Source organism: Dactylosporangium sucinum (assembly GCF_014647515.1).
GTDB lineage: Bacteria > Actinomycetota > Actinomycetes > Mycobacteriales > Micromonosporaceae > Dactylosporangium > Dactylosporangium sucinum.
On sequence record NZ_BMPI01000029.1, the window covers coordinates 112,013 to 134,443 of the forward strand.

Annotated in this window: 26 protein-coding genes; 15 read left to right on the forward strand and 11 right to left on the reverse strand. The window is 72.4% G+C overall.

The annotated features are described in order from the left end of the window. The first annotated feature begins 44 nt into the window (after nucleotides 1-44). The 3 genes from IEZ31_RS27870 to IEZ31_RS27880 are packed head-to-tail and all read left to right on the forward strand — an operon-like array spanning nucleotide 45 to nucleotide 1,559. Entirely contained in the window at nucleotides 45-470 is a 426-nt protein-coding gene (locus tag IEZ31_RS27870) for an SRPBCC domain-containing protein (protein WP_190252952.1), read from the forward strand. Beyond that, a complete protein-coding gene (locus tag IEZ31_RS27875; protein ID WP_190252953.1) occupies nucleotides 457-786 on the forward strand; it encodes an ArsR/SmtB family transcription factor in 330 nt (109 codons plus the stop codon). The genes IEZ31_RS27870 and IEZ31_RS27875 overlap by 14 nt, the downstream gene beginning before the upstream one ends. Further along, entirely contained in the window at nucleotides 783-1,559 is a 777-nt protein-coding gene (locus IEZ31_RS27880; RefSeq protein WP_373294705.1) for a DUF899 domain-containing protein, read from the forward strand. Before IEZ31_RS27875 ends, IEZ31_RS27880 begins: the two co-directional genes overlap by 4 nt. Before the next feature lie 4 nt (nucleotides 1,560-1,563). Here the strand turns inward: IEZ31_RS27880 and IEZ31_RS27885 are convergent, their stop codons facing one another. Next, nucleotides 1,564-2,028 (reverse strand): MarR family winged helix-turn-helix transcriptional regulator, encoded by a 465-nt coding sequence (locus IEZ31_RS27885; RefSeq protein ID WP_190252955.1) that lies wholly within the window; start codon nucleotides 2,026-2,028, stop codon nucleotides 1,564-1,566. A 97-nt stretch (nucleotides 2,029-2,125) separates the two neighbouring features. Between IEZ31_RS27885 and IEZ31_RS27890 the strand changes: the two genes are divergently transcribed. Next, entirely contained in the window at nucleotides 2,126-2,977 is an 852-nt protein-coding gene (locus tag IEZ31_RS27890) for an LLM class flavin-dependent oxidoreductase (protein ID WP_190252956.1), read from the forward strand. Between the two features lie 33 nt (nucleotides 2,978-3,010). Here the strand turns inward: IEZ31_RS27890 and IEZ31_RS27895 are convergent, their stop codons facing one another. Beyond that, entirely contained in the window at nucleotides 3,011-3,160 is a 150-nt protein-coding gene (locus tag IEZ31_RS27895; RefSeq protein WP_190252957.1) for a hypothetical protein, read from the reverse strand. Between the two features lie 370 nt (nucleotides 3,161-3,530). Between IEZ31_RS27895 and IEZ31_RS27900 the strand changes: the two genes are divergently transcribed. From IEZ31_RS27900 to IEZ31_RS27920, 5 genes are read left to right on the forward strand one after another with little or no spacing between them, the layout of a single operon-like run. Next, nucleotides 3,531-3,785 (forward strand): hypothetical protein, encoded by a 255-nt coding sequence (locus IEZ31_RS27900; protein WP_229835903.1) that lies wholly within the window; start codon nucleotides 3,531-3,533, stop codon nucleotides 3,783-3,785. A gap of 28 nt (nucleotides 3,786-3,813) precedes the next feature. After that, nucleotides 3,814-4,836 carry an aldo/keto reductase gene (locus IEZ31_RS27905; protein WP_190252958.1) on the forward strand — a complete coding sequence of 341 codons (1,023 nt, stop codon included), beginning with the start codon at nucleotides 3,814-3,816 and terminating at the stop codon, nucleotides 4,834-4,836. A gap of 10 nt (nucleotides 4,837-4,846) precedes the next feature. Further along, nucleotides 4,847-5,248 (forward strand): (R)-mandelonitrile lyase, encoded by a 402-nt coding sequence (locus IEZ31_RS27910; RefSeq protein ID WP_190252959.1) that lies wholly within the window; start codon nucleotides 4,847-4,849, stop codon nucleotides 5,246-5,248. Nucleotides 5,249-5,285: 37 nt separating this feature from the next. Then, nucleotides 5,286-5,747 (forward strand): MarR family winged helix-turn-helix transcriptional regulator, encoded by a 462-nt coding sequence (locus tag IEZ31_RS27915; RefSeq protein ID WP_190252960.1) that lies wholly within the window; start codon nucleotides 5,286-5,288, stop codon nucleotides 5,745-5,747. Between the two features lie 39 nt (nucleotides 5,748-5,786). Further along, on the forward strand, nucleotides 5,787-6,194 hold the full coding sequence (locus IEZ31_RS27920) for a nuclear transport factor 2 family protein (RefSeq protein ID WP_190252961.1): 408 nt from the start codon (nucleotides 5,787-5,789) through the stop codon (nucleotides 6,192-6,194). 69 nt (nucleotides 6,195-6,263) lie between these two features. On the opposite strand, the gene IEZ31_RS27925 is transcribed toward IEZ31_RS27920, so the two are convergent. After that, nucleotides 6,264-6,878 carry a TetR/AcrR family transcriptional regulator gene (locus IEZ31_RS27925; protein ID WP_229835904.1) on the reverse strand — a complete coding sequence of 205 codons (615 nt, stop codon included), beginning with the start codon at nucleotides 6,876-6,878 and terminating at the stop codon, nucleotides 6,264-6,266. Between the two features lie 76 nt (nucleotides 6,879-6,954). Here IEZ31_RS27925 and IEZ31_RS27930 point away from each other — a divergent pair, with 76 nt between their 5' ends. Continuing rightward, a complete protein-coding gene (locus IEZ31_RS27930) occupies nucleotides 6,955-7,113 on the forward strand; it encodes a hypothetical protein (protein WP_190252962.1) in 159 nt (52 codons plus the stop codon). 6 nt (nucleotides 7,114-7,119) lie between these two features. Here the strand turns inward: IEZ31_RS27930 and IEZ31_RS27935 are convergent, their stop codons facing one another. Both IEZ31_RS27935 and IEZ31_RS27940 read right to left on the reverse strand, forming a co-directional pair. Then, complete coding sequence (locus IEZ31_RS27935; RefSeq protein WP_190252963.1) at nucleotides 7,120-7,806, reverse strand: hypothetical protein; 687 nt, start codon at nucleotides 7,804-7,806, stop codon at nucleotides 7,120-7,122. Nucleotides 7,807-7,903: 97 nt separating this feature from the next. After that, entirely contained in the window at nucleotides 7,904-9,043 is a 1,140-nt protein-coding gene (locus IEZ31_RS27940) for an acyl-CoA dehydrogenase family protein (protein WP_229835905.1), read from the reverse strand. Nucleotides 9,044-9,127: 84 nt separating this feature from the next. Between IEZ31_RS27940 and IEZ31_RS27945 the strand changes: the two genes are divergently transcribed. Next, nucleotides 9,128-10,621: an aldehyde dehydrogenase family protein gene (locus tag IEZ31_RS27945; protein WP_190252964.1), complete on the forward strand. Its 1,494-nt coding sequence runs from the start codon at nucleotides 9,128-9,130 to the stop codon at nucleotides 10,619-10,621. A gap of 8 nt (nucleotides 10,622-10,629) precedes the next feature. Here the strand turns inward: IEZ31_RS27945 and IEZ31_RS27950 are convergent, their stop codons facing one another. Continuing rightward, nucleotides 10,630-11,292, reverse strand: coding sequence for a GntR family transcriptional regulator (locus tag IEZ31_RS27950; RefSeq protein WP_190252965.1), 663 nt, complete (start codon nucleotides 11,290-11,292; stop codon nucleotides 10,630-10,632). 80 nt (nucleotides 11,293-11,372) lie between these two features. Between IEZ31_RS27950 and IEZ31_RS27955 the strand changes: the two genes are divergently transcribed. From IEZ31_RS27955 to IEZ31_RS27965, 3 genes are read left to right on the forward strand one after another with little or no spacing between them, the layout of a single operon-like run. Next, nucleotides 11,373-12,536: a CaiB/BaiF CoA transferase family protein gene (locus IEZ31_RS27955; protein ID WP_190252966.1), complete on the forward strand. Its 1,164-nt coding sequence runs from the start codon at nucleotides 11,373-11,375 to the stop codon at nucleotides 12,534-12,536. Next, nucleotides 12,536-13,561: an LLM class F420-dependent oxidoreductase gene (locus IEZ31_RS27960; protein ID WP_190252967.1), complete on the forward strand. Its 1,026-nt coding sequence runs from the start codon at nucleotides 12,536-12,538 to the stop codon at nucleotides 13,559-13,561. Before IEZ31_RS27955 ends, IEZ31_RS27960 begins: the two co-directional genes overlap by 1 nt. After that, entirely contained in the window at nucleotides 13,558-14,475 is a 918-nt protein-coding gene (locus IEZ31_RS27965) for an oxygenase MpaB family protein (protein ID WP_190252968.1), read from the forward strand. Before IEZ31_RS27960 ends, IEZ31_RS27965 begins: the two co-directional genes overlap by 4 nt. Nucleotides 14,476-14,611: 136 nt before the next feature. Here IEZ31_RS27965 and IEZ31_RS27970 read toward each other — a convergent pair whose 3' ends face one another. From IEZ31_RS27970 to IEZ31_RS27990, 5 genes are all read right to left on the reverse strand, one after another. Then, complete coding sequence (locus tag IEZ31_RS27970; RefSeq protein WP_229835906.1) at nucleotides 14,612-16,933, reverse strand: toll/interleukin-1 receptor domain-containing protein; 2,322 nt, start codon at nucleotides 16,931-16,933, stop codon at nucleotides 14,612-14,614. 19 nt (nucleotides 16,934-16,952) lie between these two features. After that, the gene (locus IEZ31_RS27975; protein ID WP_190252970.1) at nucleotides 16,953-17,432 is read right to left on the reverse strand and encodes a hypothetical protein; all 480 of its coding nucleotides are present in this window, start codon (nucleotides 17,430-17,432) and stop codon (nucleotides 16,953-16,955) included. 84 nt (nucleotides 17,433-17,516) lie between these two features. Further along, nucleotides 17,517-18,023: a hypothetical protein gene (locus IEZ31_RS27980; protein WP_190252971.1), complete on the reverse strand. Its 507-nt coding sequence runs from the start codon at nucleotides 18,021-18,023 to the stop codon at nucleotides 17,517-17,519. Nucleotides 18,024-18,762: 739 nt separating this feature from the next. Continuing rightward, a complete protein-coding gene (locus IEZ31_RS27985) occupies nucleotides 18,763-20,607 on the reverse strand; it encodes an AMP-dependent synthetase/ligase (protein ID WP_190252972.1) in 1,845 nt (614 codons plus the stop codon). Between the two features lie 143 nt (nucleotides 20,608-20,750). Continuing rightward, nucleotides 20,751-21,971 (reverse strand): TetR/AcrR family transcriptional regulator, encoded by a 1,221-nt coding sequence (locus IEZ31_RS27990; RefSeq protein ID WP_190252973.1) that lies wholly within the window; start codon nucleotides 21,969-21,971, stop codon nucleotides 20,751-20,753. A 155-nt stretch (nucleotides 21,972-22,126) separates the two neighbouring features. Between IEZ31_RS27990 and IEZ31_RS27995 the strand changes: the two genes are divergently transcribed. Beyond that, nucleotides 22,127-22,431 (forward strand): thiolase family protein (locus tag IEZ31_RS27995; RefSeq protein WP_505661133.1); only part of this gene is annotated, 305 nt, incomplete at its 3' end.

Here is a 22,431-nt window from a genome sequence, read left to right on the forward strand (position 1 = left end):
GATAGCGTGAGTAGCAACCAAGTGGTTGCTATTAGGAGGCGGACATGGCATTCCCGGATCGGATCGAGCGGACGGTCGAGCTCTCCCAGTCGCCGGAGCGGGTCTGGACCGCGCTCACCACGGCCGAGGGGCTGGGCACCTGGTTCGGCAACGCGGCCGAGGTCGACCTGCGCGTCGGCGGCCTGGTTCAGCTCGCCTGGGACAGCGGCGACACGGCCACGCTCACCATCGAGCGCCTCGAGCCGCCGCACGTCTTCGGCTACACCTGGCGGATCTACGGCCTGCCCGAGGACGACCCGCGCCGCACCTACGTGGAGTTCACACTGGAAGCGAGCGGTGACGGCACCACGCTGACCGTGGTCGAGAGCGGCTTCGCCCAGGTGGCCGACGACACGGCGTACAAGGGCAACGTCAGCGGCTGGACGCACGAGCTCGGCGAGCTGGTCGCCTACCTCGATGGACGAGCGTGATCCGGAGCTGGTGGCGCAGGAGGTCTTCGCCGCGCTGGCCGACCCGACCCGGCGGGCGATCCTCGCCGCGCTCGCGGCCGGCGGCCCGGCCACCGCGACCGACCTGGCCGCCCGGCTGCCGATCACGCGGCAGGCCATCGCCAAGCACCTGGCCCTGCTCGCCGAGGCGGGCCTGGTGGTGGCCGAGCCGGGGGAGCGGCGCCGGGTCCGCTACCGGCTGGAGTCCGGGCCGATGAGGGTCGCGCAGCGGTTCCTCGCCGCGCTGGCCCGTGACTGGGACGGCCCGCTGGCCGTCCTGCAGAAGGGAGCATGGTGAATCCTCCACCCGTCGTGACACGAGAAGAGTGGCTCGCGGCCCGCAAGGCGCTGCTGGCCAAGGAGAAGGCGCTGACCCGGGCCCGCGACGAGCTGAACGCCGACCGGCGGCGGCTGCCGATGGTCCGCGTCGACAAGCCCTACGCGTTCGAGGGCCCCGACGGCACGGTGAGCCTGGCGGACCTGTTCGGCGGCCGGCCGCAGCTGGTCGTGCACCACTTCATGTTCGCCCCGGACTGGGACGCGGCCTGCGCGAGCTGCTCGTCGGCCGCCGACGGCATCGCCGGCCTGCGGCAGCTGCACGCGCGCAACACCACGCTCGTCGCGGTGTCCCGCGCGCCGTATGCGAAGCTCGCCGCGTTCCGGGAGCGGATGGGGTGGACGTTCCCGTGGTACTCGTCGTATGGCAGCGACTTCAACTACGACTACCACGCCACCCTCGACAACCGCGTGGCCCCGGTGCAGCTGCACTTCCGCACCGAGGCCGAGCTGCGCGACGCGGGCGTGCCGTGGACCGGCGGCCCGTGGACGCCGGACATGAACGGCGCCGAGATGCCGGGGATCAGCGCCTTCCTGCGGGTCGGCGACGAGGTCTTCCACACGTACTCCACGTACGGGCGCGGCATCGAGGAGTTCCACAACGGCTACCGGTACCTCGACCTGACGGCGTTGGGCCGCCAGGAGGCGTGGGAGGAGCCGAAGGGCCGCGCCGAGCCGCTCGGCCGCCAGGTCGGCGGCCCGGGGATGCGCCTGCCGGACGAGTACGACGCCTGACGCCTCAGAGCCCGCACTCGCTGTCGGCGCTGCCGGGGTTGGCGTCGGCGAGGCGGTTGAGCGCCCGGGCGACCGTCCCCAGCTCGCCCGGGCTCAGGTGGTCGGCGAAGAAGGCCGACACGACGCGCTCGACGACCGGCCGCGCGGCGGCCAGCGCCTCCCGCCCGGCCGGCGTGAGCTCGGCCCAGGTGGCCCGCCGGTCGCTCGGCGGCGTCACCCGGGCCACCCACGCGTCCTTGGTCTCCAGCTTGCCCACGAGCCGGGTGGCCCCGCTGCGCGAGATCATGAGCTCGTCCGCGAGGGGCGCCATCCGCAGCCGCCCGCCGGCCCGCTCCAGCGCGGCGAGCACCTCGTGCTCGAAGTACGTCATCCCGGCGCTCGCTCGCAGCGCGTTGTTCAGGTGCGCGAACAGCAGCGAGTCGGCCCGCCAGACCGCGCGCCACGCCCCGAGCTGCTCCTCGCCCGCCATGCTGCGGAGTGTACGGGCGAACGGTTGACGAGTGAACTCCGCGCTCGCTAGCGTGCACACATCAACAGTTCACGTGTGAATTATGCGGAGGTCAACCGTGGACATCGGCATCGGGCTGCCCGGTCACGCGCCCTGGACGGACGGGCGGCACCTCGTGGAGTGGGCGCGGCGCGCCGAGGCCCGCGGCTTCGCCACCGTCGCGGTCAGCGACCGGCTGCGCTGGACGACGCCGGAGCCGCTGATGACCCTGGCGGCCGCCGCCGGCGCCACCGACCGGGTCCGGCTGCTGACCAGCGTGCTGCTGGCCCCGCTGCGCACGAACCACGTGCTGTTCGCCAAGACCGTGGCGACGCTCGACCACCTCGCCGGCCCCGACCGGCTGCGGCTCGGGCTGGCCGCCGGCTTCCGGGAGGACGACTTCACCGCGAGCGGGGTCGACCACGCCGACCGGGGCCGGGCGTTCGCGGCGCTGCTGGAGACCCTGGCGGAGGCCGCGCACGACCCCGGAGGGCTGCGCCCCGCCACGCCCGGCGGCCCGCCGCTGCTGTTCGGCGGCACGTCCCGCGCCGCCCTGCGCCGCATCGCCACCCGCGGCACCGGCTGGCTGGCCGGCACCGCGACCGTGGACGACCTGCGGGCCTTCACGCCGGGATTGCGGGCGGCCTGGACCGGGGCCGGCCGCCCCGGCGCGCCCCGCGTCGTCGTCTCGGCGATGTACGCCCTCGGCCCGCACGCCGCGTCGGCCACGGCGCGGGCGATCGCCCCGTACTACGCCTTCGCCGGCGACGAGTGGGTGCGCGAGGGCATCGCGGGCACCCTGACGTCGCCCTCGCGGCTCGCCGCGGCCGTCACGGCGTTCGAGCGGGCCGGGTGCGACGAGCTCATCCTCACCGGCAACGACCCCGACCCGGCCCAGGTGGACCTGCTCGCCGACGCGCTGGGCCGCTGAGCCTGCGCTGAGGGCGACCCGGCTGCCGCACGGTCAGGGGCGCTTCCGGAGGCGGTACACGAGCGGTGGCGCCACGGCGTCGGGGCGCGCCTCCGGGATGGGGATCGCGACCACCACGTAGGCGGTGTCGTAGCGGTGTTTGTCCGATGTGGACGGACGGCGGCGGGCGTGCGGGATCGACATCACGGTTCCTCGGGAGTCGCGGGAAAGAGGGCGAGGGCGTGTGTCAACCGCGACAGGATGCCGACCACACCCGGCCGAAGTCGATGTGGTCGCGCGACCACAGCAGGGACGGGCGAGTCATGCGCCCAGTGCAGCAGCGCCCGCCCGCCCGTGTCAACGGCCGGTGACTGAAATCCTATTCAAAAGATAGGAGTAAGGCCATCGGCGCCGTGCCCGGCCGCCACCCTCACCGGGCGCGCGGACCGTGCGGCGCCTGATGGCCGAGGGCCTGGCGGACACGCGAACGCAGGACAGCCACTCCCACACCGGTCCCGGCCCGGGTTGGATGGAGCGGACCGGGGTAGCCCGGGGCGGTCGGAGGGAAATGCTGATGCGCGCAACGCTGATCTACGGCGCCGGCGACGTCCGGGTCGGGACCGTGCCCGACCCCGTGCTGCGCGAACCGACGGACGCGCCGGCCCGGGTCGTGCGGTCGTGCGTCTGCGGCAGCGATCTGTGGCCCCACGGGTCGCGGCCGGCCACGCCGCAGGGGGACCGGATCGGCCACGAGTTCCTCGGCGGGGTGCCCGGCGGCTACCGCGCGATGGCCGGCCGCACCGCGCTCAAGGTGCTCATCCGACCCTGATACGGCCCGCAGCGCAAGGGAGCGAAGCGTGGAACACCGTCCGCTGGGGCGCACCGGCGTCTCGGTCAGCAAGCTGTGCCTCGGCACCATGATGTTCGGGGCCTGGGGGACCAGGGACCACGACGAGAGCGTCCGGATCATCCACCGGGCGCTCGACGCCGGGATCAACTTCGTCGACACCGCCGACGTCTACTCCCAGGGCGAGTCGGAGGAGATCGTCGGCAAGGCCCTCAAAGGCCGCCGCGACGACGTCGTGCTCGCGACGAAGTTCTTCATGCCGTTCGACGACGACCCGAACCATCGCGGCGGCTCGCGGCGCTGGATCATGACCGAGGTCGAGCGGTCGCTGCGCCGGCTCGGCACCGACCATATCGACCTCTACCAGATGCACCGCTACGACCCCGCCGTCGACCTCGACGAGACCCTCGGCGCGCTCACCGACCTGGTCCGGGCCGGCAAGGTCCGGTACCTCGGCCACTCCACATTCCCGGCCTCCGCCATCGTCGAGGCGCAGCACGTCGCCCGGGACCGGGGCCGCGAGCGCTTCGTCACCGAGCAGCCCACCTACTCGATCCTCACCCGCAACATCGAGCACGAGGTCCTGCCGCTGACCCAGCGGTACGGCATGGGCGTGCTCTCCTACAGCCCGCTCGCCGGCGGCTGGCTCTCCGGCCGGTACCGCAGGGACGACCAGAGCGGCCCGATGTCGGTCGCGCGACAGCGCCTGGCCAACCGGTTCGACCTGGACCTGCCCGAGAACCAGCGCAAGCTCGACGCCGCCGACGCCCTGGCGCGGCTGGCCGACGACGCCGGCCTCAGCCTCATCGAGACGGCCATCGCGTTCGTGCTGCGTCACCCGGGCGTGACCTCGGCGATCATCGGCCCGCGGACCATGGAGCACCTCGAGTCCCAGCTCACCGCCGCCGACGTCGGGCTCACCGACGACGTGCTCGACCGCATCGACGCGATCGTGCCGCCCGGCGTCACGCTCAACCCGGCCGACAACGGCTGGGTCAGCCCGTTCCTGCAACCGTCCGCCCGACGACGCTGAGGTACCAGAGATGATCATTCGAAAGGGCACGCAGCCGGCCAGCCGGGGGCCGGCGGAGCAGTTCACCGGCGACGTGCGCGTCCAGCCGCTGTTCGGCGCGGAGGAGACGGCGCCGTACAGCGGTGCGTACGTCACCTTCCAGCCCGGCGCGCGGTCGGCGTGGCACACCCATCCGGCCGGGCAGCGGCTGGTCGTCACCGACGGGGCCGGCCGGACGCAGGAGGAGGGCGGGCCGGTCGAGGAGCTCCGGCCCGGTGACGTGGTCTGGTGCCCGCCCGGGGTCCGGCACTGGCACGGTGCCGCCCCGGAGTCGGCGATGACCCACCTCGCCCTCAGTGGCATCCGCGACGGCCGGGCCGTCGATTGGCTGGAGCACGTCACCGACGAGGAGTACGGCGCGTCCGGCGGCTGACGGGCAGCCGATCCGCCGCGGGTGCGATCCTTGCTGGATGGAAAGCACCCAGCCCGTGTCCGGCGACCCGGGAGTCGCGCTGTTCCGGCTCATCCGGCACTGGGCCCGGCGGGCGCCGCAGCGCAGCGCCGTGGTCGCCACCGGGTCGGCCCGGGACGTGCCGCGCATCCTGGTCGTCGAAGCCGTGGCGACCGCGCGGGAGCAGGCCGGGTCGGTCGACGTGACGGCCGTCGCGCGGGCGCTGGGCATCGACCACTCCGGGGCCAGCCGGATGGTCAGCGACGCCGTGCAGGCCGGGCTGCTCATCCGCAGCACCGCCGCGCACGACACCCGGCACGCCGCGCTGCTGCTCACCGGGGAGGGCGAGGCCCTGGTGGCCGCGGCGCGCAAGTGGCAGTACGAGGTCTTCGAGGAGTTCACCCGGGACTGGTCCGACGAGGACCGCGCCTGCTTCGGCCGCTTGCTGGTGCGTTTCTGCGCCGCCGCGACCGCCGACTGAGGGGTGGTGTATGCGAATCGCATGCATTACGGTCGGGTCATGGCAACCCCCACGAACCCGCTCGCGGTGATCCAGCGCTGGCACGCGGCCGTCAACGCGGTCGACGCGGCCGCCCTCGCCGAGCTGGCGACCGAGGACATCACCGTCGCCGGCCCGCGGGGCGCCGGCCACGGCCGGACGGTCCTGCTCGACTGGCTGCGCCGGGCCGGCCTGTCCTACCGGCCGCGGCGCTGGTTCTCCGACGGCCATGCCGGCGCGGTCGTGGAGGAGCTGGTGACCTGGCGCGACCCCGCGACCGGCGAGGTGCTCACCGAGGACGCGCTCGTCGCCTCGCGCTACGTGCTCAGCGACGGCCGGATCAGCCTCTACGCCCGCCACGACGCCCTCGACGAGGCCCTGGCCCGGGCCGGCCTCGACCGCTCCCAGCAGGTCGAGCCCCCCGCCTGACCGCCGCCCGGGTATGGGCCGCCGCCGGGCCGCCCCTGCTCCGCGGTCCACGCCCGGCACATACCCGCCTTAATGGGTAGCGACCGCCACGGAAGGCGTCGGCCAGGCGTGCATGGCCAGGGCGGCGATCGTCTCCAGGGTCGGCCGGTCGGCGCCGTCGCGGGCCTGCTGCGCGATGCCCTGCAGGGTGGCGGATACGTAGTGGGACAGGCCGCGGGCGTCGGTGCCGGCCGGCAGCTCGCCGTCGGCGACGGCCCGGCGGATCAGGGCCTCCAGGGCGTCGACGCCGTCGGTGCGCAGCTTGCGCAGGCCCTGCTCGACCTCGGGTGACGTCGTGTTCGTCGCGGCGCTGACGACCAGGCAGCCGCGCGGCCGGCCGGGGCGGGTGCAGGCCGCGGCGGCCTCGTTGAGCAGGCGCCGCACGCCCGCGGTCAGGGTGGGCTCCTCGGCGATCGCCGTCTCCATGAAGGCGCGGTACCGCCGGGTGTACTCGGCCACCACCTCGTCGAAGAGCTCCCGCTTGCTGCCGAAGGCCGCGTAGAGGCTCGGCACGCCGATGCCCATCGCCGCGGACAGGTCGTTGATCGACGTGGCCTCGTAGCCGCGCTCCCAGAAGAGCATGACGGCCGTGCGCAGGGCGTCGTCCCGGTCGAACTGGCGGGGCCGCCCGCGTCGCGAGGTCACGGCGCGATGATATAGCGGCCGCTAGAGAAATGAATCTTGACTAAACCCACCTGCGAGATATGGAATAATGCCGGGCATGCCCGAAGCGGTGCACGTGGTGGCTATGGTGCTGCTCTTCCTGCTCGCCCTCGTGGCGCTGCTGCTGCGCCGGGAGGCCGAGTTCTGGCTGTTCTTCGGGCTCACCGTGTTCGTGCAGCTCCTCGCCGAGCGGCGGCCCACCGGCCCGCCCGACTGAGGCCGGTCAGCAGGCGCCGGTCGTGCCCTTGGTGAAGTACTCGCCCTGCTTGGTGTTCGCGTTCGCCTGCCAGGTCTTGGCCAGCTCCGGCGGCATCGCGGTGCGCAGCCCGCCGAACACCTCGCCGTTCTTGCACATCATGATCTGGGCGACGCGGGCCGTCTTGGCGGCGTCGTTCAGCGTGAGGTCGAGCAGGGACGGGTCGCTGCGCTGGATGTCGCGGTAGGCGAGGTACTGCGCGTACGCGCCCAGGACGCTGTTCTGCATGACCTCGTCACCGCCGCCGTGCCCGACCGGCTGGCGGTACTGCTGCCAGGTGATGCCGGGGTTGAGGATGACCGTGACCTTGGCGTCGGCGCCGCTCGGCGGGCAGACGGTGGCCTTGACCTTGACGCCGCAGGCCGACCCCGAGGTGACCGCGACGTCCGGGTGGCGGTCGTCGTCGGGGGCGCCGACCGCGTGCCGTGCCGCGAGCGCGACGAGGTCGCGCATGACCTGCTCGACCGAGTCGGCGTCGGTGATGGTGGGCAGCCGGTCCGGCGGCGCGGGCGCGGTGCTCCTGGCGGCCGTCGCGCCGGTCGCCGCGGCGCCGGCCGGAGCCGCCGGAGGCCCCGCCGGCGTGTCCGCGCCGCAGGCCGCCGCGCCGGCGACCGCGAGGATGGTGACGACGAGCAGGCGGACGAGCCGGGACACGAGTGCGAACCTCCGGTGGGCGGGCAACCCTCGCACGATAGGCAGCCCGCCGACCGGTGTGCTTCAGCCATGCGGCCCGTTGCGCCGGCTGATCGGCTCAGAGGCCGTAGGTCTTCCCGATGATCTCGCGCTGGATCTCGCTCGTGCCGCCGTACACCGTGGAGACGATGGTCGAGCGGACCAGGCGCTCCATGTCGTACTCGGTGGCGTAGCCGTAGCCACCCATCATCTGCATGCCGTCGAGCGCCACCCGGCGGGCGGTCTCGGTGGCCTTGAGCTTGACCATCGACGTCTCGCGGGGCAGCACCGTGCCGGGGTCGCGGTCGACGAGCTCGGCCGTGCGGTACACCAGCAGGCGCGTGCACTCGATCTCGGTGGCCAGGTCGGCCATCCGGTGCCGCAGCACCTGGAAGCTGCCGATCGGCCGGCCGAACTGGCGGCGCTGCTTGATGTAGCCGAGCACGTCGTCGAAGGCGCGCTGCGCGGTGCCGAGCATGACCGCCGCGAGGATCAGCCGCTCGACGTTGAGCCCGGCCATGAGCTGCTTCCAGCCCTGGTCGACGGTGCCGACCACCGCGTCGGCCGGCAGGAGGCAGTCGGTGAAGTAGAGGTCGTTGACCTCCCGGCCGCCCATCGTGTCGATGCCGCTGATCCGCAGGCCGGGCGCGTCGGCCGGGACCTGGAACATGGTCATGCCGGCGTGCTCGCCGGGCGCGCCGGAGGTGCGGGCGACCAGCAGGATGCCGTCGGCCAGGTGCGCGTTGGAGCACCAGGTCTTCTGTCCGTTGATCACGAACCCGCCGTCGCGGGCCTCGGCCCGGCAGGCCAGGCTCGCCACGTCGGACCCGGCCTCCGGCTCGGACATGGCGATCGACTCGATCCGGCCGGCGGCGACCCCGCCGAGGACCGTCTTGCGCTGCTCGGGGGAGCCGAACCGCTCGTAGGCCCCGGCGACGATGATCGACGTCGTGAAGCCGCCGATCGGGGCCAGGCCGCGGGCCGTCGTCTCCAGGAACAGGCACGTGTCGACCATGCCGCCGCCGGCGCCGCCGTGCTCCTCGGGGATCGAGACGCCGAGCCAGCCGAGGTCGGCGAGCTTGCGGTAGAGCTCCGGGCTGTGCGCCTCGCGGCCGCCGTTGGTCAGCGCGTCGCGCTGCTGGCGGGTGCCGGCCTCGCGTCGGCAGAAGTCGGCGACGGCGGAGACGAATGCGCGTTGCTCGTCGGTGAGATCCAGCATGATGCCCACTCCTGCCTGGGGATTGACAGCGAACGTAGCATATCAAATATCAAATCTGCAGTGCTTGCCGCGAGGGGGTCCGCCATGCCACCGGAGACCGCGAAGCCGACGGGGACGAGGGGTGCCGTCGGCACCGCGGTCCCGGCGGCACCCGACCACGCCGCACCGGAGGGCCCGGGTGCCGTCGCCGCCGCGGTGGCCGGGGCTCGCGTGGCCGCCGAGTGGTGGGCCGGGCTGGGCTTCGCCGGCCGCCGCCGGGCCCTGCTCGCCTGGAAGCGCACCCTCGCCGGCCGCATCGAGGAGCTGGCCGCGCAGATCCGCGCCGAGACCGGCAAGCCGCACGGCGACGCCGTCCTCGAGGTGATGCTCGCCGTCGAGCACCTCGACTGGGCCGCCAAGCACGCCCGGACCGTGCTGCGCCGCCGCCGGGTGCCGTCCGGCCTGCTCGCCGCGAACCAGGCGGCCAGCGTCGGCTACGAGCCGCTCGGCGTCATCGGCGTGATCGGCCCGTGGAACTACCCGGTGTACACGCCGCTCGGCTCGATCTCATACGCGCTGGCGGCCGGAAACGCCGTCGTCTTCAAGCCTAGCGAGCACACCCCCGGTGTCGGCCGCTGGCTGGCCGACCGGTGGGCCGAGGCGGTCCCTGGCCCGGCGGTGCTCCAGGCGGTCACCGGCGGCGGCGAGACCGGCGCGGCGCTGTGCCGGGCCGGCGTCGACAAGCTCGCGTTCACCGGCTCGACGGCGACCGGCCGCAAGGTCATGGCCGCCTGCGCCGAGACGCTCACCCCGGTCGTGGTCGAGGCCGGCGGCAAGGACGCGCTCATCGTCGCCGCCGACGCGGACCTCGACGCGGCCGCGCGCGCCGCCGCCTTCGGCGGGTTCGGCAACGCCGGCCAGACCTGCGCCGGTGTCGAGCGGGTGTACGTCGAGCGGTCGGCCTACGAGCCGTTCCTGACCCGGCTGGGCGAGCTGGCGAAGGAGACCCGGCCCGGCGACGAGCCCGACGCGCGGTACGGCCCGATGACCACGCCGACCCAGGCGGCGGTCGTCGCCGCGCACATCGCGGACGCCATCGCCAAGGGCGGCCGGGCGGTCGTCGGCGGCCCGGCCTCGGTGCGCCCGCCCTACGTCGACCCGGTGGTGCTGGCCGAGGTGCCCGAGGACAGCCTGGCGGTGACCGAGGAGACGTTCGGCCCGACGCTGGTCGTGAACCCGGTCCGCGACCTGGACGAGGCGGTCGAGCGGGCCAACGCGTCACGCTACGGGCTGGCCGCCTCCGTCTTCACCGGCAGCGGACGCACGGCGGCCGTGCTCGCCGGCCGGCTGCGGGCCGGCGCCGTGTCGGTGAACGCGGTGCTGGGCTTCGCCGCCGTGCCGGCGCTGCCGTTCGGCGGGGTCGGCGACTCCGGGTTCGGCCGCATCCACGGTGCCGACGGGCTGCGCGAGTTCGCCCGGCCGAAGTCGGTGACCCGGCAGCGCTTCGCCGCGCCGATCGACCTGCTGCGGCTCGACCGCCGCCCGGCCGCGCTGGAGCGCGCGTCCCGCCTGTTCAAACTGCGGCACGCCCGCGGATGAGGGGGACCTCAGGCCCAGATGCCGAGGTCGTCGAGGTGCTTGACGAGCCGGTCCGCCCCGTCGGTGAAGTGCCGCGCCATCGCCGCCTGCGCGGCGCCGGCGTCGTGCGCCGCCAGGGCGGCCAGCACCGCCTCGTGGTCGGTGAGCATCCCCTCGCGCCAGGCCGGGTCCGAGGCGAGGAAGCGAGCGGGTGTGTACCGCGTCGCCCAGTGCAGCAGCCACGACAGCTTGCGGGAGCCGGACACCCGGTTGCCCGCCCGGTGGAACTCGAACTCCAGCCGCTCCAGCTCGGCGACGGCGACCCGCCGGGCCTGCGCGGCTCGCTGGATCGCCCGCTGCGCCTCGGTCAGCTCGGCCAGCTCGGCCGCCGTCACCCGCTGGGCGACCCGCGCGGCCAGCTCGCCGGCGATGTGCGCCTGCAGCTGGAAGACGTCGACGATGTCCTGGCGGGACAGCGGCGCCACGACGTAGCCCCGGCGCGGCTGCAGCTCGACCATGTCGAAGCCGCGCAGCGTCAGCAGCGCCTCCCGCACCGGGGTGATGCTCACCCCGAGCTGGTCGGCGACGTCCTCCAGCCGGATCCGCTCGCCCGGGCGCAGGTCGCCCGACATGATCCGGTCCCGCAGGTGCGCGACCACCTCGTCGGACAGCTGCGGCCGCTCCACGGCCATGGTGCCTCCTCCCGAAAGCGGCCTACTGTATCAAATATCAAACTATCGGGCGCTGGTTGTCGCTCGTGAGAGGAGATCGCATGGCTGGCCCGCTGCACGGGCTCCGAGTGGTCGAGCTGGCCGGCATCGGGCCGGGCCCGTTCGCCGCGATGCTGCTCGCCGACCTCGGTGCGGACGTGGTCCGCGTCGACCGGGTCGGCGCCGCCTCGCCGATCGGTGCCGACCCCGCCGGCGACCTGCTGAACCGGGGCAAACGCTCGATCGCCGTCGACCTCAAGCGGCCCGGCGGCGTCGAGACCGTGCTCGGCCTGGCCGGTCGCGCCCACGCGCTCATCGAGGGCTGGCGCCCCGGCGTCGCCGAGCGGCTCGGCGTCGGCCCGGACGCGGTCCTGGCCCGCAACCCCGCGCTCGTCTACGGCCGGATGACCGGCTGGGGCCAGCAGGGCCCGCTCGCCACCACCGCCGGCCACGACGTCGACTACATCGCGCTCGCCGGGGCGCTCGACCCGATCGGGCCGGCCGGCGGCCCGCCGCAGATCCCGGTCAACCTCATCGGCGACTTCGGCGGCGGCTCGCTGTACCTGGTCGTCGGGCTCCTCGCCGCGCTGCGCGAGGCCGAGCTGACCGGCCGCGGGCAGGTCGTGGACGCCGCGATCGTCGACGGCACCGCCCACCTCACCACGATGCTGCACGCCATGCGGGCGGACGGCCTGTGGCAGGACCGGCGGGGCGCCAACCTGCTCGACGGCGGCGCCCCGTTCTACGCCGTGTACGAGACGGCGGACGGCCTGCACATGGCGGTCGGCGCGCTCGAGCCGCAGTTCTTCGCCGAGCTGGTGCGCCGCCTCGACCTCGACGGCGACCCCGACCTGCCCGGCCAGCACGAGACGGGCCGCTGGCCCGAGCTGCGCCGGCGGTTCGCCGAGCGCTTCGCCACCCGCACCCGCGAGGAGTGGACGGCGCACTTCGACGGCGGCGACGCGTGCGTCACGCCGGTGCTCACCCCGGGCGAGGCCACGCGCGACCCGCACCTCACCGCCCGGGGCACGTTCGTCGAGCGGCACGGCACGGTCCAGCCGGCGCCCGCGCCGCGCTTCTCGGCCACCCCGGCCGAGCTGAGCGGCCCGCCGCCGCTGCCCGGCCAGCACAGCCGCCAGGTCCTCGCCGACTGGGGCGTCGACGACGCCGACGCCCTGCTCGCCTCCGACGCGATCCACGATGCCACCCCGATGGAGGTCCGCTGATGCGACTCGCCACCCACCTGCAGTACGCCGGAGATCCCCGGACCGCCGCGGAACAGGCCGCGGCCTGGGAGTCGGCCGGCCTCGACGCGATCTGGGTCGCGGAGGCCTACGGGTTCGACGCCCCGACCATCATGGGGTTCCTCGCGGCCCGCACCGAGCGCCTCGCGATCGGTTCGGCGATCCTGCCGATCTACTCGCGCACGCCGGCGCTGCTCGCCCAGACCGCGGCCGGGCTCGACGCGCTGTCCGGCGGCCGGGCGATGCTCGGCCTTGGCGCCTCCGGCCCGCAGGTCGTCGAGGGCTGGCACGGCGTCCCCTACGACAAGCCGCTCGCCCGGACCCGCGAGATCATCGAGATCTGCCGGCAGGCCTGGCGCCGCGAGCCCCTCGTCCACGAGGGCACCTACCGGCTGCCGCTGCCGCCGGAGCGGGGCACCGGCCTCGGCAAGCCCCTGAAGCTGCTCACCCACCCGGTCCGCGACCGCATCCCGATCTACGTCGCCGCCCTCGGCGACCGCAACGTCGCGATGACCGCCGAGCTCGCCGAGGGATGGCTGCCCTTCCTGTACCTCCCCGAGCGCGCCGGGCAGGCCTGGGGCGACGGGCTGGCGGCCGGCTCGGCCAAGCGCGACCCGTCGCTCGGCCCCCTCGACATCGTGGCCGGCGGCCCGCTCGCGATCGGCGACGACGTGACCCACCTGCGGGAGCTGGGCCGCCCGATGATCGCGCTCTACGTCGGCGGGATGGGCGCCCGCGGCCGCAACTTCTACCACGACGTCGTGACCCGCTACGGCTTCGGGGAGGCGGCCGACAAGATCCAGGACCTGTACCTGTCCGGGCAGAAGGAGGCCGCGGCCGCCGCCGTCCCGGACGAGCTGCTGGAGCTGTCGAGCCTCATCGGGCCGGAGGGCTACGTCAGGGACCGGATCGCCGCCTTCAAGGCGGCCGGGGTCACCACGCTCACCGTGACGCCGCTGCTGCCCGACCCGCAGCGGCAGCTCGCCGCGGTCAAGGCCATGCTGTGACCCCTGGTCGCTGGACCCGTCGGATCCTGCAGCTCGACCCGGTACGTGACCACGCGGAGATCTACCGGATCTCGGCCGGCTACGAGTTCCCCTGGGACTACCAGCGGGCGCTCGAGCTGGCCCTCCTGCGCACGTACTGCGTGCCGAGCATCTCGGCGCTGCTGGACGCGACCGGCGAGTTCCGCGACCGCCCGCAGCGCCGCTACGACGACACGGCGCTGCTCATGGCCGAGCTGGCCGCGCACGGATACGACTCCGGGCGCGGCCGCGAGGCCCTGCGGGTGATCAACCGGGCCCACGGCCGGTACGCGATCGCCGGCGACGACCTGCGGTACGTGCTGTCGACGTTCGTCTACGATCCGATCGACTGGATCGAGCGGTACGGCTGGCGCGACCTCACCGACCACGAGCGGATCGCCGCCTTCGAGTTCTACCGGGCGGTCGGCCGGCGGATGGGCATCCACGACGTGCCGGACGGGTTCGCCGAGTTCCGCCGGTTCAAACTCGACTACGAGGCCGCCACGTTCCGGTACTGCGAGACGAACCGCCGGATCGCGCAGCACACGATCGGCCTGTTCGCCGGCTGGTTCCCGGCCCCGCTGCGCCCGGCGGTCCGGCTGGGCGTGCGCGCCCTGCTCGACGCGCCGATGCGGGAGGCGTTCGGCCTGGACCCGGCGCCCGCCTGGGTGTCCGGCGCCGCCCGGCTCGGCCTGCGCGCCCGCGCCCGGGCGGTCCGCCTGCTGCCGCCGCGCCGGAGGAACAAGCTCGCCGTCGACCCGCGCAACCGCACGTACCCGGGCTACCCGGCGGGGTACCGCCCGTCCGACCTCGGCGCCCCGCCCCCACCGGCAGACCTCGACCCGTCATGGCTGCGCCCGGCCCGCCCCGTGAGCGAGCCGGGCGCAAGCGCCTGAGGCCTGCCTTCATGGCGGGGGCCGGAGCGAGGCGGAGTCCAGATCTCGTCTGGCGTCGACCCGCGCAGGTCCGGCTACGGAGATGACCATCATGGCGTCAGCCAGTGGGCATGGGACAGTTGGTCACGACGGTTCGTCACATGTCGTCCGCGCCGGCCGGACGAACCGCGGTGATGAGCTGCCGAATTGCTTTTGTCCAGTCTGCGGCGAAGTCGATGTATTGAAGGTGACTCAATCGCTGATTCGCGTCGATATCAATGTCCGGCAGTTCGCATCGTTCGAGCATGACCGGCACGAACCAGCGATGGTCGAAGGGTTTGTACTGCATCTCTTCGATCGCTTGACGTAGTTCGGCGTTCATGTACGTCCGGTCACTCGCCGCATAGCTGGGCGAAAAACACGCGACGAAATAGGCCCCGTTCCGGATCGCCGCGCGAATTTCTTTGCGCCAGTCGGCTGCTGGGCGCAGGTCGTTACGATCGATCCAGACAGCGATGCCCGCGTCCTTGAGATGACGCGCGATCATATCCACCGTGTCCGCGTCCTCGCGCATGTACGACATGAATACCTTGCTAGGGCCCATGGGCCTCACCCCTCGCGGGCTCGGACGTTGTGCGACAACAGGCTCCCGTCTCTGCTTTCGCGGCCTCCGGGACACGGTAAGGAACTGCTCAAGCGGGAGCCGGGCAAGTAGTTGCAGACACTGGTCACGCACGCTGGCCGCATCGAAGAGTTCGTGGACTGTCCTACCGATCTCGGTGCGCTCCGGCAGGTGCGTGCAGGCTTCAAAACCGTTCAGGCACAGGGTGAGCATCGGCGCTGACGAGATGGCCGGCAATCGGCTCGACGGCGCGCGTCGAGATGTCCATCGTAAGGCGCACAGGCCAAGTTGGGCAGCGCCGACATAGTCGCTGTAATCCAGTAGCCGGGTGCTCTGGGTTCCTAGCAGATCCCATATTGCCGGGGTGGCGAGCGTAAGAAACAGTTCGTCGGCTGCGGCGGCAACCTCGGCCGGCGTGGAGGCTGATATCAAGCGGTGTGCCGCCGGCGGTACGGGCCCTGGATCCTCCACAACGGGTGCGGGCGTGGGCGGCTGCGGTGAGGTCGCAAACCATAGTCGCCGGCCGGCCGTGATTGCGAACCGGACATTCCGTGGCTCCGGACGGCGGCGGGCCAGCGCCTCCAGGCGGTGGAGGAAAACCTCTGCAGCCGCCGGGTCGATCTCCTGACAGCTCATCGCATACTGGGCGAATTCCTGCGCCAGGGTCGTCGTCGGCATGGTGCCCTGCCTCCAGGCCTGCTCGATTGCGCCGAGCATTGGCAGCCACCTTTCGAGCAGGTCGGCCGGCGCATTCGGCCCGTTGACGGGTTCCCGCCGGACGGCACCGCCGGTCATCAGCCGGTCAGCCGGTGTGACCCGCGCCCGTCCCACCTTCGCCGGTGGGTGGCACCAGCGGGGGCTGTGATGTCGGCGCGATGCATGCGGTGTGCGGAACCGAGCCGGAAGCACTGGCTCGATCGTGCCGTCGTCCAGGTCGACCTCGGCGGTGACGTACACACCGCCACGCTGGATTTGGTCGTAGCCGACTGCACCCACCGGTGCGGTCACCAGCGCTCGCTCGTCGGGTGACACGGCGAGTTCACGCACCCGCAGCGCAAGCCCGGTGGCCGACTCCAGCCGACACCGGCCGAACGACTCGTCGGCAGCGAGGTCGTAGTCGTAAACCGTCACGCTGCCGGAGCTCGGATCTTCCATCATGGCGATCATCATGTTGATGCCGGCCCGCGGGTTGAACGCCACCGCCGTTGACCGGAATGGCAACCTGACGGCGAAGCCGTCGTCGACCCGGATCAGCAGGTTCACCCCGATCTGGGAGCAGAGATGCACAAACCGGCCGTCCGGGCTGTATTCGATCTCCGGCATATCCAGCCGATCATCGGCGGGGAAGCTGGCCAGCAACCGCCGTTGCCCCATTCCGAGTTCGTACTCCCAGAGCAGGTACTTCATCCCGCCGGGCCGATACACGTCCGCACCGAGCCGCTCCTCGGCGACACAAATCCGAGAACCGTCCGGCGAGAACGCGACCGATTCGGCAGAGCAGACGGGTATGACCATCTGGGGCTGGTCCGAATCGTAGGCCTGCAGGTAGATCTGGCGATACCGGAACGGCTCGGTCGGGTACGGTGTCCCAGCGCCCAGAGCCAGGTGGATCGCATGGTCCTGCACCCAGCTCGTACCTTCTGGAAGACCGAAGGTTTCGGCGAGCGGCCGCCGGCAGAGGGCCCACAGCCCCGCGCCGGGGTGTGTTGCACCCATGCGATCCGAGTAGTCGCGGTGCGTCAGCGGGCGGCCGTTCTGGTCGACTACTACGTATGGAGCAAGGTGCCCCCGTTCGTCAGCGACATCGAAGAAGACACGCAGCGACTCGTAGTCGCTGATCGACTCATCGGTCAGCACCGACTCACCGAAGCAGTAGTCAGTCAAAGAGTAGCCCAATCTCATTCAGCGAAATTGGCCGGGCGCCGAACTCGGACACGAAGCGAGGTCGGATCATGTCGGCTCGACGCGCCAAGGTATTGATGTTGTCCACCATCGACTGAATCGATGGAAGGAAGTCCCGTGAGAGCGCCTCGGCAAAGAAGATCTCCTGAATGACGGCACACCGGGGATTGGTTGGCCTCGTCGGTCGTGCGAGGTAGGCGCGACCGTTCCAGAGATCGGCGTTCACCTCCGACAACGCCAATCCCACTGCGCCGTCGAGGGGCACCTCGGCCGCGATGCCGGCCGTGGCACGGACGTGCAGGGGCTCTGGCAGCACACCGAGCAAGAGCACTGTTCCGTCGAGCGCAAGCGCCCAGGCGCGATGTGGCCGTACCTCTTCAAGTGCGCGATATTTGCCATCGTAGGCTTGTGTCAACGTCCACTCCACGGTGGCAACCGTCTCGCCGAAGTCCACTGGTCTCCTCGTGGCGTTCGTAAGTGCAGAGATGGCGTGAGACTCGCATTCCGCCCCCGCGTGTGCCGGTGACGGCGCCCCCGGTCAGGCGTGGCGCACGCCACGGGCGTGTAGCGCAGCAAAGATTCGATCTCGTTCAGTCGCCGCAGGAAGGGCCACTGCGGACTTGTTGGCCAACGTCTTGCGCCACCAGTACCACGCCAGACGGAAGGCAGGAACTCGTCCCGCTCCCACAAATTGGATGGCGAACTCGCCCGCCTTGTTGGGATTTAGCTCCCGCTCATCCTGGTACATCGCCGGAGTCATGCCGTAAGCTTCGCCCTGAACATCGATTCGTTTGCGGATGACACCTATCTCGCGGGCGATCGCCAGGTGGTCCGGAAATAGGAATACGAACGCGTCGATGGTTCCCAGGCGTTCGCCGCCAGGCATTTTGTGCAGGCCGGCCTTGCTGATCTCCAGAACCGTATCGCTGTAGTTCGGCACGAAGCCGACGGCAGCTGCCACAATGTGTTGCCAGTTGTCCGGACGACTGGAGGGTGCCGCCAAATTGGAGCGTCCTAGCGCGTCTTCCAGTCCGTTGACGGACATCGACCCTCCAACATCAACTCGCCTCCTCGAACCATGACAGATTTTCGATGTTCAGAAGCACAGTCAATGGTCCATTACGACATCCTCCAGAGCCGAGGAGATGAGCGCCTCCGGCTCTGCGCTCGTGGCGGATCGCGCCAAGCAAGATCAATGCGCTCCTACGTGCTCATCTCGGCAGCTCCCGGATCCGCCGACCCCGGACGCCGCATCGCGGGCTGTCGCTGGGCGACGGGCCAGGTCCGGCGCGCTCAGGCGGCGGCAGCCGGGGACGTTCCTGACGACGGCGTTTGTGGCGCAGGTTCCGTCGATGACCCGGTCGAAGCAACACCCGACGTGCGACTCGGAGAACTACCACCACATGTCTCGTGCTGTGGCCGGAAGCGTTGGCCGGCTGGACCGGTGCGCCGTCCGGGCGACCAGCCCGGATCGACTTGATTGCGGCAGGGTGTTGCTGCGGACCTGCGTTTCCGTACGACGCCTCACCTGGTGCCGTCGCCAACGGTTCCGGTCGCGGGACGACTGGGAATCGGTATTCCTCCGGGAATATTGCGTAGGCGCCACGTGTCCGGCCGCTTCACGCGGCCGGCCTCGCCCCGCGGAAGTCCGGTTCCGGTGTTGTCACCGGGCTCTCGCGGGGTGGCGTCAGCGTCATCGGCAGGCCGACAGGCGTAGCCGCGCCGGGTCGGCTCTGGCGAGAAATCGCGGCCCGTCGTAGGCCGGCACGGTCGACAGGACGGGGCTAGGCGTAGAGGGCGTCGATGACGTCCGCGTAGCGGTCGGTGATGATCCTCCGGCGCAGTTTCAGGGTCGGGGTCACCTCGCCGGTCACCGGGGACCAGGCCGACGGTAGCACGCGGAACGTCTTGATCTGCTCGGGCCGCGACAGCTTCGCGTTCGCGGCGTCGACCGCGGCCTGGATCTCGGCCAGCAGCACCGGGTTGGCCGACAGGTCGGCCAGGTCCGGGGCGAGGCCGCGGGCGCGGGCCCAGACCGGTGCCATCTCGTCGTCGAGGGCGACGAGGGCGGTCACGTACGGGCGGCGGTCGCCGATCGCCACCGCCTGGCCGATGAGCGGGTGGGCCCGCAGCAGGTTCTCGATCTGGGCCGGCGCGATGTTCTTGCCGCTGGACGTGATGATGAGTTCCTTCTTGCGGTCGGTGATGGTGAGGTACCCGCCGTCGTCGAGCACGCCGACGTCGCCCGTGGCGAGCCACCCGTCGGCGTCCACGGCCGGCTCCACGCCGCCGTCCGGCTGCAGGTAGCCGAGGCAGACGAGCGGGCCGCGGACCAGGATCTCGCCGTCGTCGGCGAGCCGCAGCTGCATGCCGGGGTTGATCCGCCCGACGGTGCCGATGCGGAACGCGTCTGGGGCGTTGATCGTGGCGGTGCCGGTGGTCTCGGTCATGCCCCAGACCTCCAGCACGTCGAGCCCGCAGCCGGCGAGGAACCGCAGCACCGCGACCGGGATCGGGGCGGAGCCGCTGCCGGCCCACACCACCCGGTCGAGGCCGAGGCGGGCCCGCACCGGGCGGAGGACCTGCTCGTCGAGCGCGGCCAGCCGGGCGGCGAGCTCCCCGGGCACCGGCCGGCCGGCCTCCCGCAGCGCGTAGGCCTCCAGCGCGGCCGCGCTCGCCGCCTCGAACGCGGCCCGGACGGCGGGGTCGGCGGCAGCGAGGAAGGCCTGGATGCCGGCGACCATCTTCTCCCAGACGCGGGGGACGCCGAAGAACGACGCCGGGCGGACCGCGGCCAGCCCGGCGGCCAGCTGGGTGGGGTCGGCGCAGATCGTGACATGGCCGGCCCGGTAGGCCGCGTTGTAGATGCCCAGCATCCGCTCGGCGATGTGGGCGAGCGGCAGGTACGCCAGGGCCTCGGAGTGGTCGGGCACCGGCACCGTCGCCTCCAGCACGACGGCCTGGTACACCACGTTGTGGTGGCTCAGCAGCACGCCCTTCGGGTCGCCGGTGGTGCCCGACGTGTAGAGCAGCGTGACGGGCTGCTCCGGCCGCACGGCGCGCCACAGCCGCTCGAAGCGGGCCGGGTCGGCCGACAGGGCCGCCTGACCCGTCGCCTCGAGCTCGCTCAGCGGTACCGTGGACGCATCGGCCGGACCGTCGACCGTCACCACCCGGTGCAGGGACGGCAGCTCGTCGAGGAAGGGCCGGATCCGGTCGAGCTGGGCGGCGTTCTCGACGACGATCACGCGCGCCTGACTGTGCTGGGCGAGGTAGCGCAGCTGGTCGCCGCTGAGCGTGGCGTAGGCCGTGGCGGGGACCGCGCCGAGGTGCACGGCGGCCAGGTCGACCAGCCAGTGCTCGGGCCGGCTGGACATGAGCATCAGCATGCGGTCGCCGGGGCGCAGGCCGGCCTCGGCGAGGCCGAGGGTGAGCCCGGCGACCCGGTCGCGCAGCCGCGCCCAGGTGAGGGTCTCGGCGGACCCGAGCGCGCTGAGGGCGGGCAGGTCGCCGAACTCGCGGGCGTTGCGGTCGAGCAGCGAAGGAATCGTCAGGTCGGCGGCGGTCGCGGCGAACCGCTGCGCGAGGTCGTCCTGGGCGTCGGTGGCGGTATCGGTGGCAGGGGTCATCGTGGTGCCTCCCTTGGCCGGCGACCGTGATCGGGGTGTGGTCACCGGAGCGTCGTGGCGTCGGACGTCGCCGGAGCGAGGCACGGCACACCGCCGTCGCTCCTGTGGGCACTGTAAACGACGGTTAACTTAATGGGAAGGTGTCAGGCGTCCAGGGCGACGAGCGCGAGCCGGGTGACGAACGCGGGCGCCCCGCCGCCGCTGGTGAAGCGCACCGCCCGGCCGAGGTCGGTGACCAGGTTGATGGCGGCGTGCACGAGCACCCGGGCCTCGGTGGCCGGCAGGCCGGGGCGCACCTGGACGAGCAGCCGCACCCACTCCTCCACGTGCAGCCGCTGGACCTTGCGCAGCTCGTGCCGGTCCGGCTCGGGCAGGTTGCTGTTCTCGGCGAGGTACACCGACACGAGGTCGCTCTCGCCGAACGCGAATCCGACGTAGGCCTCGGCCAGCCGGTGCAGGGCGTCCCGGGGGTCGGCGGTGCTGCGCAGCGCCGCCGCGGACGAGGCGGCGAGCCGGTCCGACGCGCGGTAGTACGCGGCGGCGAGCAGGTCGGCCTTGCTCGGAAAATACCGGTACACGCTGGAGGCGTTGATCCCGGCGGCGCCGCCGATGTCCTCCATGCCGACGGCGTGATACCCGAGCCGGTGGAACAGCCGGATCGCCGCGGCGAGCAGCAGCTCCCGCCGCGGCTCGAGCCCGGCCGGCGGGGGCTCGGCGGCGCGCTCGGCCGCGGCGCCGCGCGCGGACCGGACCAGCGCCGCGGACGGGGCGTCGGCGCGCAGCATCGCCCAGCCGAGCCGGTGCAGGATCGCCTCGGTGCGGGCCTTCGGCGCGGCGGCCCGATGCGTGGTCAGGCTGCCGAACGCGCTCAGCGCGGCGCGCACCAGGAACTCGGCGCCGGCCGCGGACAGCTCCGGGCGCAGCCGCCGCAGCGGGTCGGCGAACCGGAGGACCAGGTCGGCGAGGGCGGCCCGGAACTCGGCGCGGTGCTCGTCGGCCAGGTAGCGCCACTCCCACTGGTAGAGCGCGCCGACCTTGCGCCGCTCGACGGTGAATCGGGCCATCGAGGTGAGCAGCCCGTCGAGGACCGCCGCCGGGTCGCCGGCGTCGGGCTCCGGCTCGCACGCCGCGAGCGCGGCCGTCACCAGCTCCCGGGTGGCGTGGACGAGGATCGCGTACTTGTTGGGGAAGTGCCGGTAGACCGCCGGCCCGCTGATCCCGACCGCCGCGGCGATCTCGTCGATGCCGACCAGGTGATATCCGCGGGCGCAGAACAGCTCCGCCGCCACCAGCGCGATCTGCGCCTTGCGGTTCTTCGGCCGCTTGCGGGGCGGTTCGGTCGCGGCGAGGTCGGTGGCGTGCACAACCGCAGCCTAGTGCCCCGCCCGGCCGGCGGTGCCGTCTGTATCACACCCAATTCGCGGCGACGGCCTTGACGTCCACGGAAAACGTCGGAGAAAGTTAACGCAGATTCGCACGCCGGCGCGCTGGAGCGGCGGCGTCGGCCGGAGAGGTTGCGATGACACAAGAGGCTTACGTATTCGACGCGGTGCGGACGCCGCGCGGGCGCGGGAAGCAGAACGGCTCCCTGCACGGGGTGAAACCGGTGTCGCTGGTCACCGGGCTGATCGACGAGCTGCGCACCCGCCACCCCGGCCTGGACCCGGCCGCGATCGACGACATCGTGCTCGGTGTCGTCTCGCCCGTGGGCGACCAGGGCGCGGACATCGCCAAGACCGCCGCGATCGCGGCCGGGCTGCCGGACACCGTCGCCGGGGTGCAGTTGAACCGTTTCTGCGCGTCGGGCCTGGAGGCGGTGAATAT

Coding starts and splice junctions, on each gene's coding strand:
- IEZ31_RS27870 (WP_190252952.1), top strand. CDS start 45: ATGGCATTCCCGGATCGGATCGAGCGGACGGTCGAGCTCTCCCAGTCG.
- IEZ31_RS27875 (WP_190252953.1), top strand. CDS start 457: ATGGACGAGCGTGATCCGGAGCTGGTGGCGCAGGAGGTCTTCGCCGCG.
- IEZ31_RS27885 (WP_190252955.1), bottom strand. CDS start 2,028: ATGGCGGGCGAGGAGCAGCTCGGGGCGTGGCGCGCGGTCTGGCGGGCC.
- IEZ31_RS27895 (WP_190252957.1), bottom strand. CDS start 3,160: ATGTCGATCCCGCACGCCCGCCGCCGTCCGTCCACATCGGACAAACAC.
- IEZ31_RS27900 (WP_229835903.1), top strand. CDS start 3,531: ATGCGCGCAACGCTGATCTACGGCGCCGGCGACGTCCGGGTCGGGACC.
- IEZ31_RS27910 (WP_190252959.1), top strand. CDS start 4,847: ATGATCATTCGAAAGGGCACGCAGCCGGCCAGCCGGGGGCCGGCGGAG.
- IEZ31_RS27915 (WP_190252960.1), top strand. CDS start 5,286: ATGGAAAGCACCCAGCCCGTGTCCGGCGACCCGGGAGTCGCGCTGTTC.
- IEZ31_RS27920 (WP_190252961.1), top strand. CDS start 5,787: ATGGCAACCCCCACGAACCCGCTCGCGGTGATCCAGCGCTGGCACGCG.
- IEZ31_RS27930 (WP_190252962.1), top strand. CDS start 6,955: ATGCCCGAAGCGGTGCACGTGGTGGCTATGGTGCTGCTCTTCCTGCTC.
- IEZ31_RS27940 (WP_229835905.1), bottom strand. CDS start 9,043: ATGCTGGATCTCACCGACGAGCAACGCGCATTCGTCTCCGCCGTCGCC.
- IEZ31_RS27945 (WP_190252964.1), top strand. CDS start 9,128: ATGCCACCGGAGACCGCGAAGCCGACGGGGACGAGGGGTGCCGTCGGC.
- IEZ31_RS27950 (WP_190252965.1), bottom strand. CDS start 11,292: ATGGCCGTGGAGCGGCCGCAGCTGTCCGACGAGGTGGTCGCGCACCTG.
- IEZ31_RS27955 (WP_190252966.1), top strand. CDS start 11,373: ATGGCTGGCCCGCTGCACGGGCTCCGAGTGGTCGAGCTGGCCGGCATC.
- IEZ31_RS27960 (WP_190252967.1), top strand. CDS start 12,536: ATGCGACTCGCCACCCACCTGCAGTACGCCGGAGATCCCCGGACCGCC.
- IEZ31_RS27980 (WP_190252971.1), bottom strand. CDS start 18,023: ATGTCCGTCAACGGACTGGAAGACGCGCTAGGACGCTCCAATTTGGCG.
- IEZ31_RS27985 (WP_190252972.1), bottom strand. CDS start 20,607: ATGACCCCTGCCACCGATACCGCCACCGACGCCCAGGACGACCTCGCG.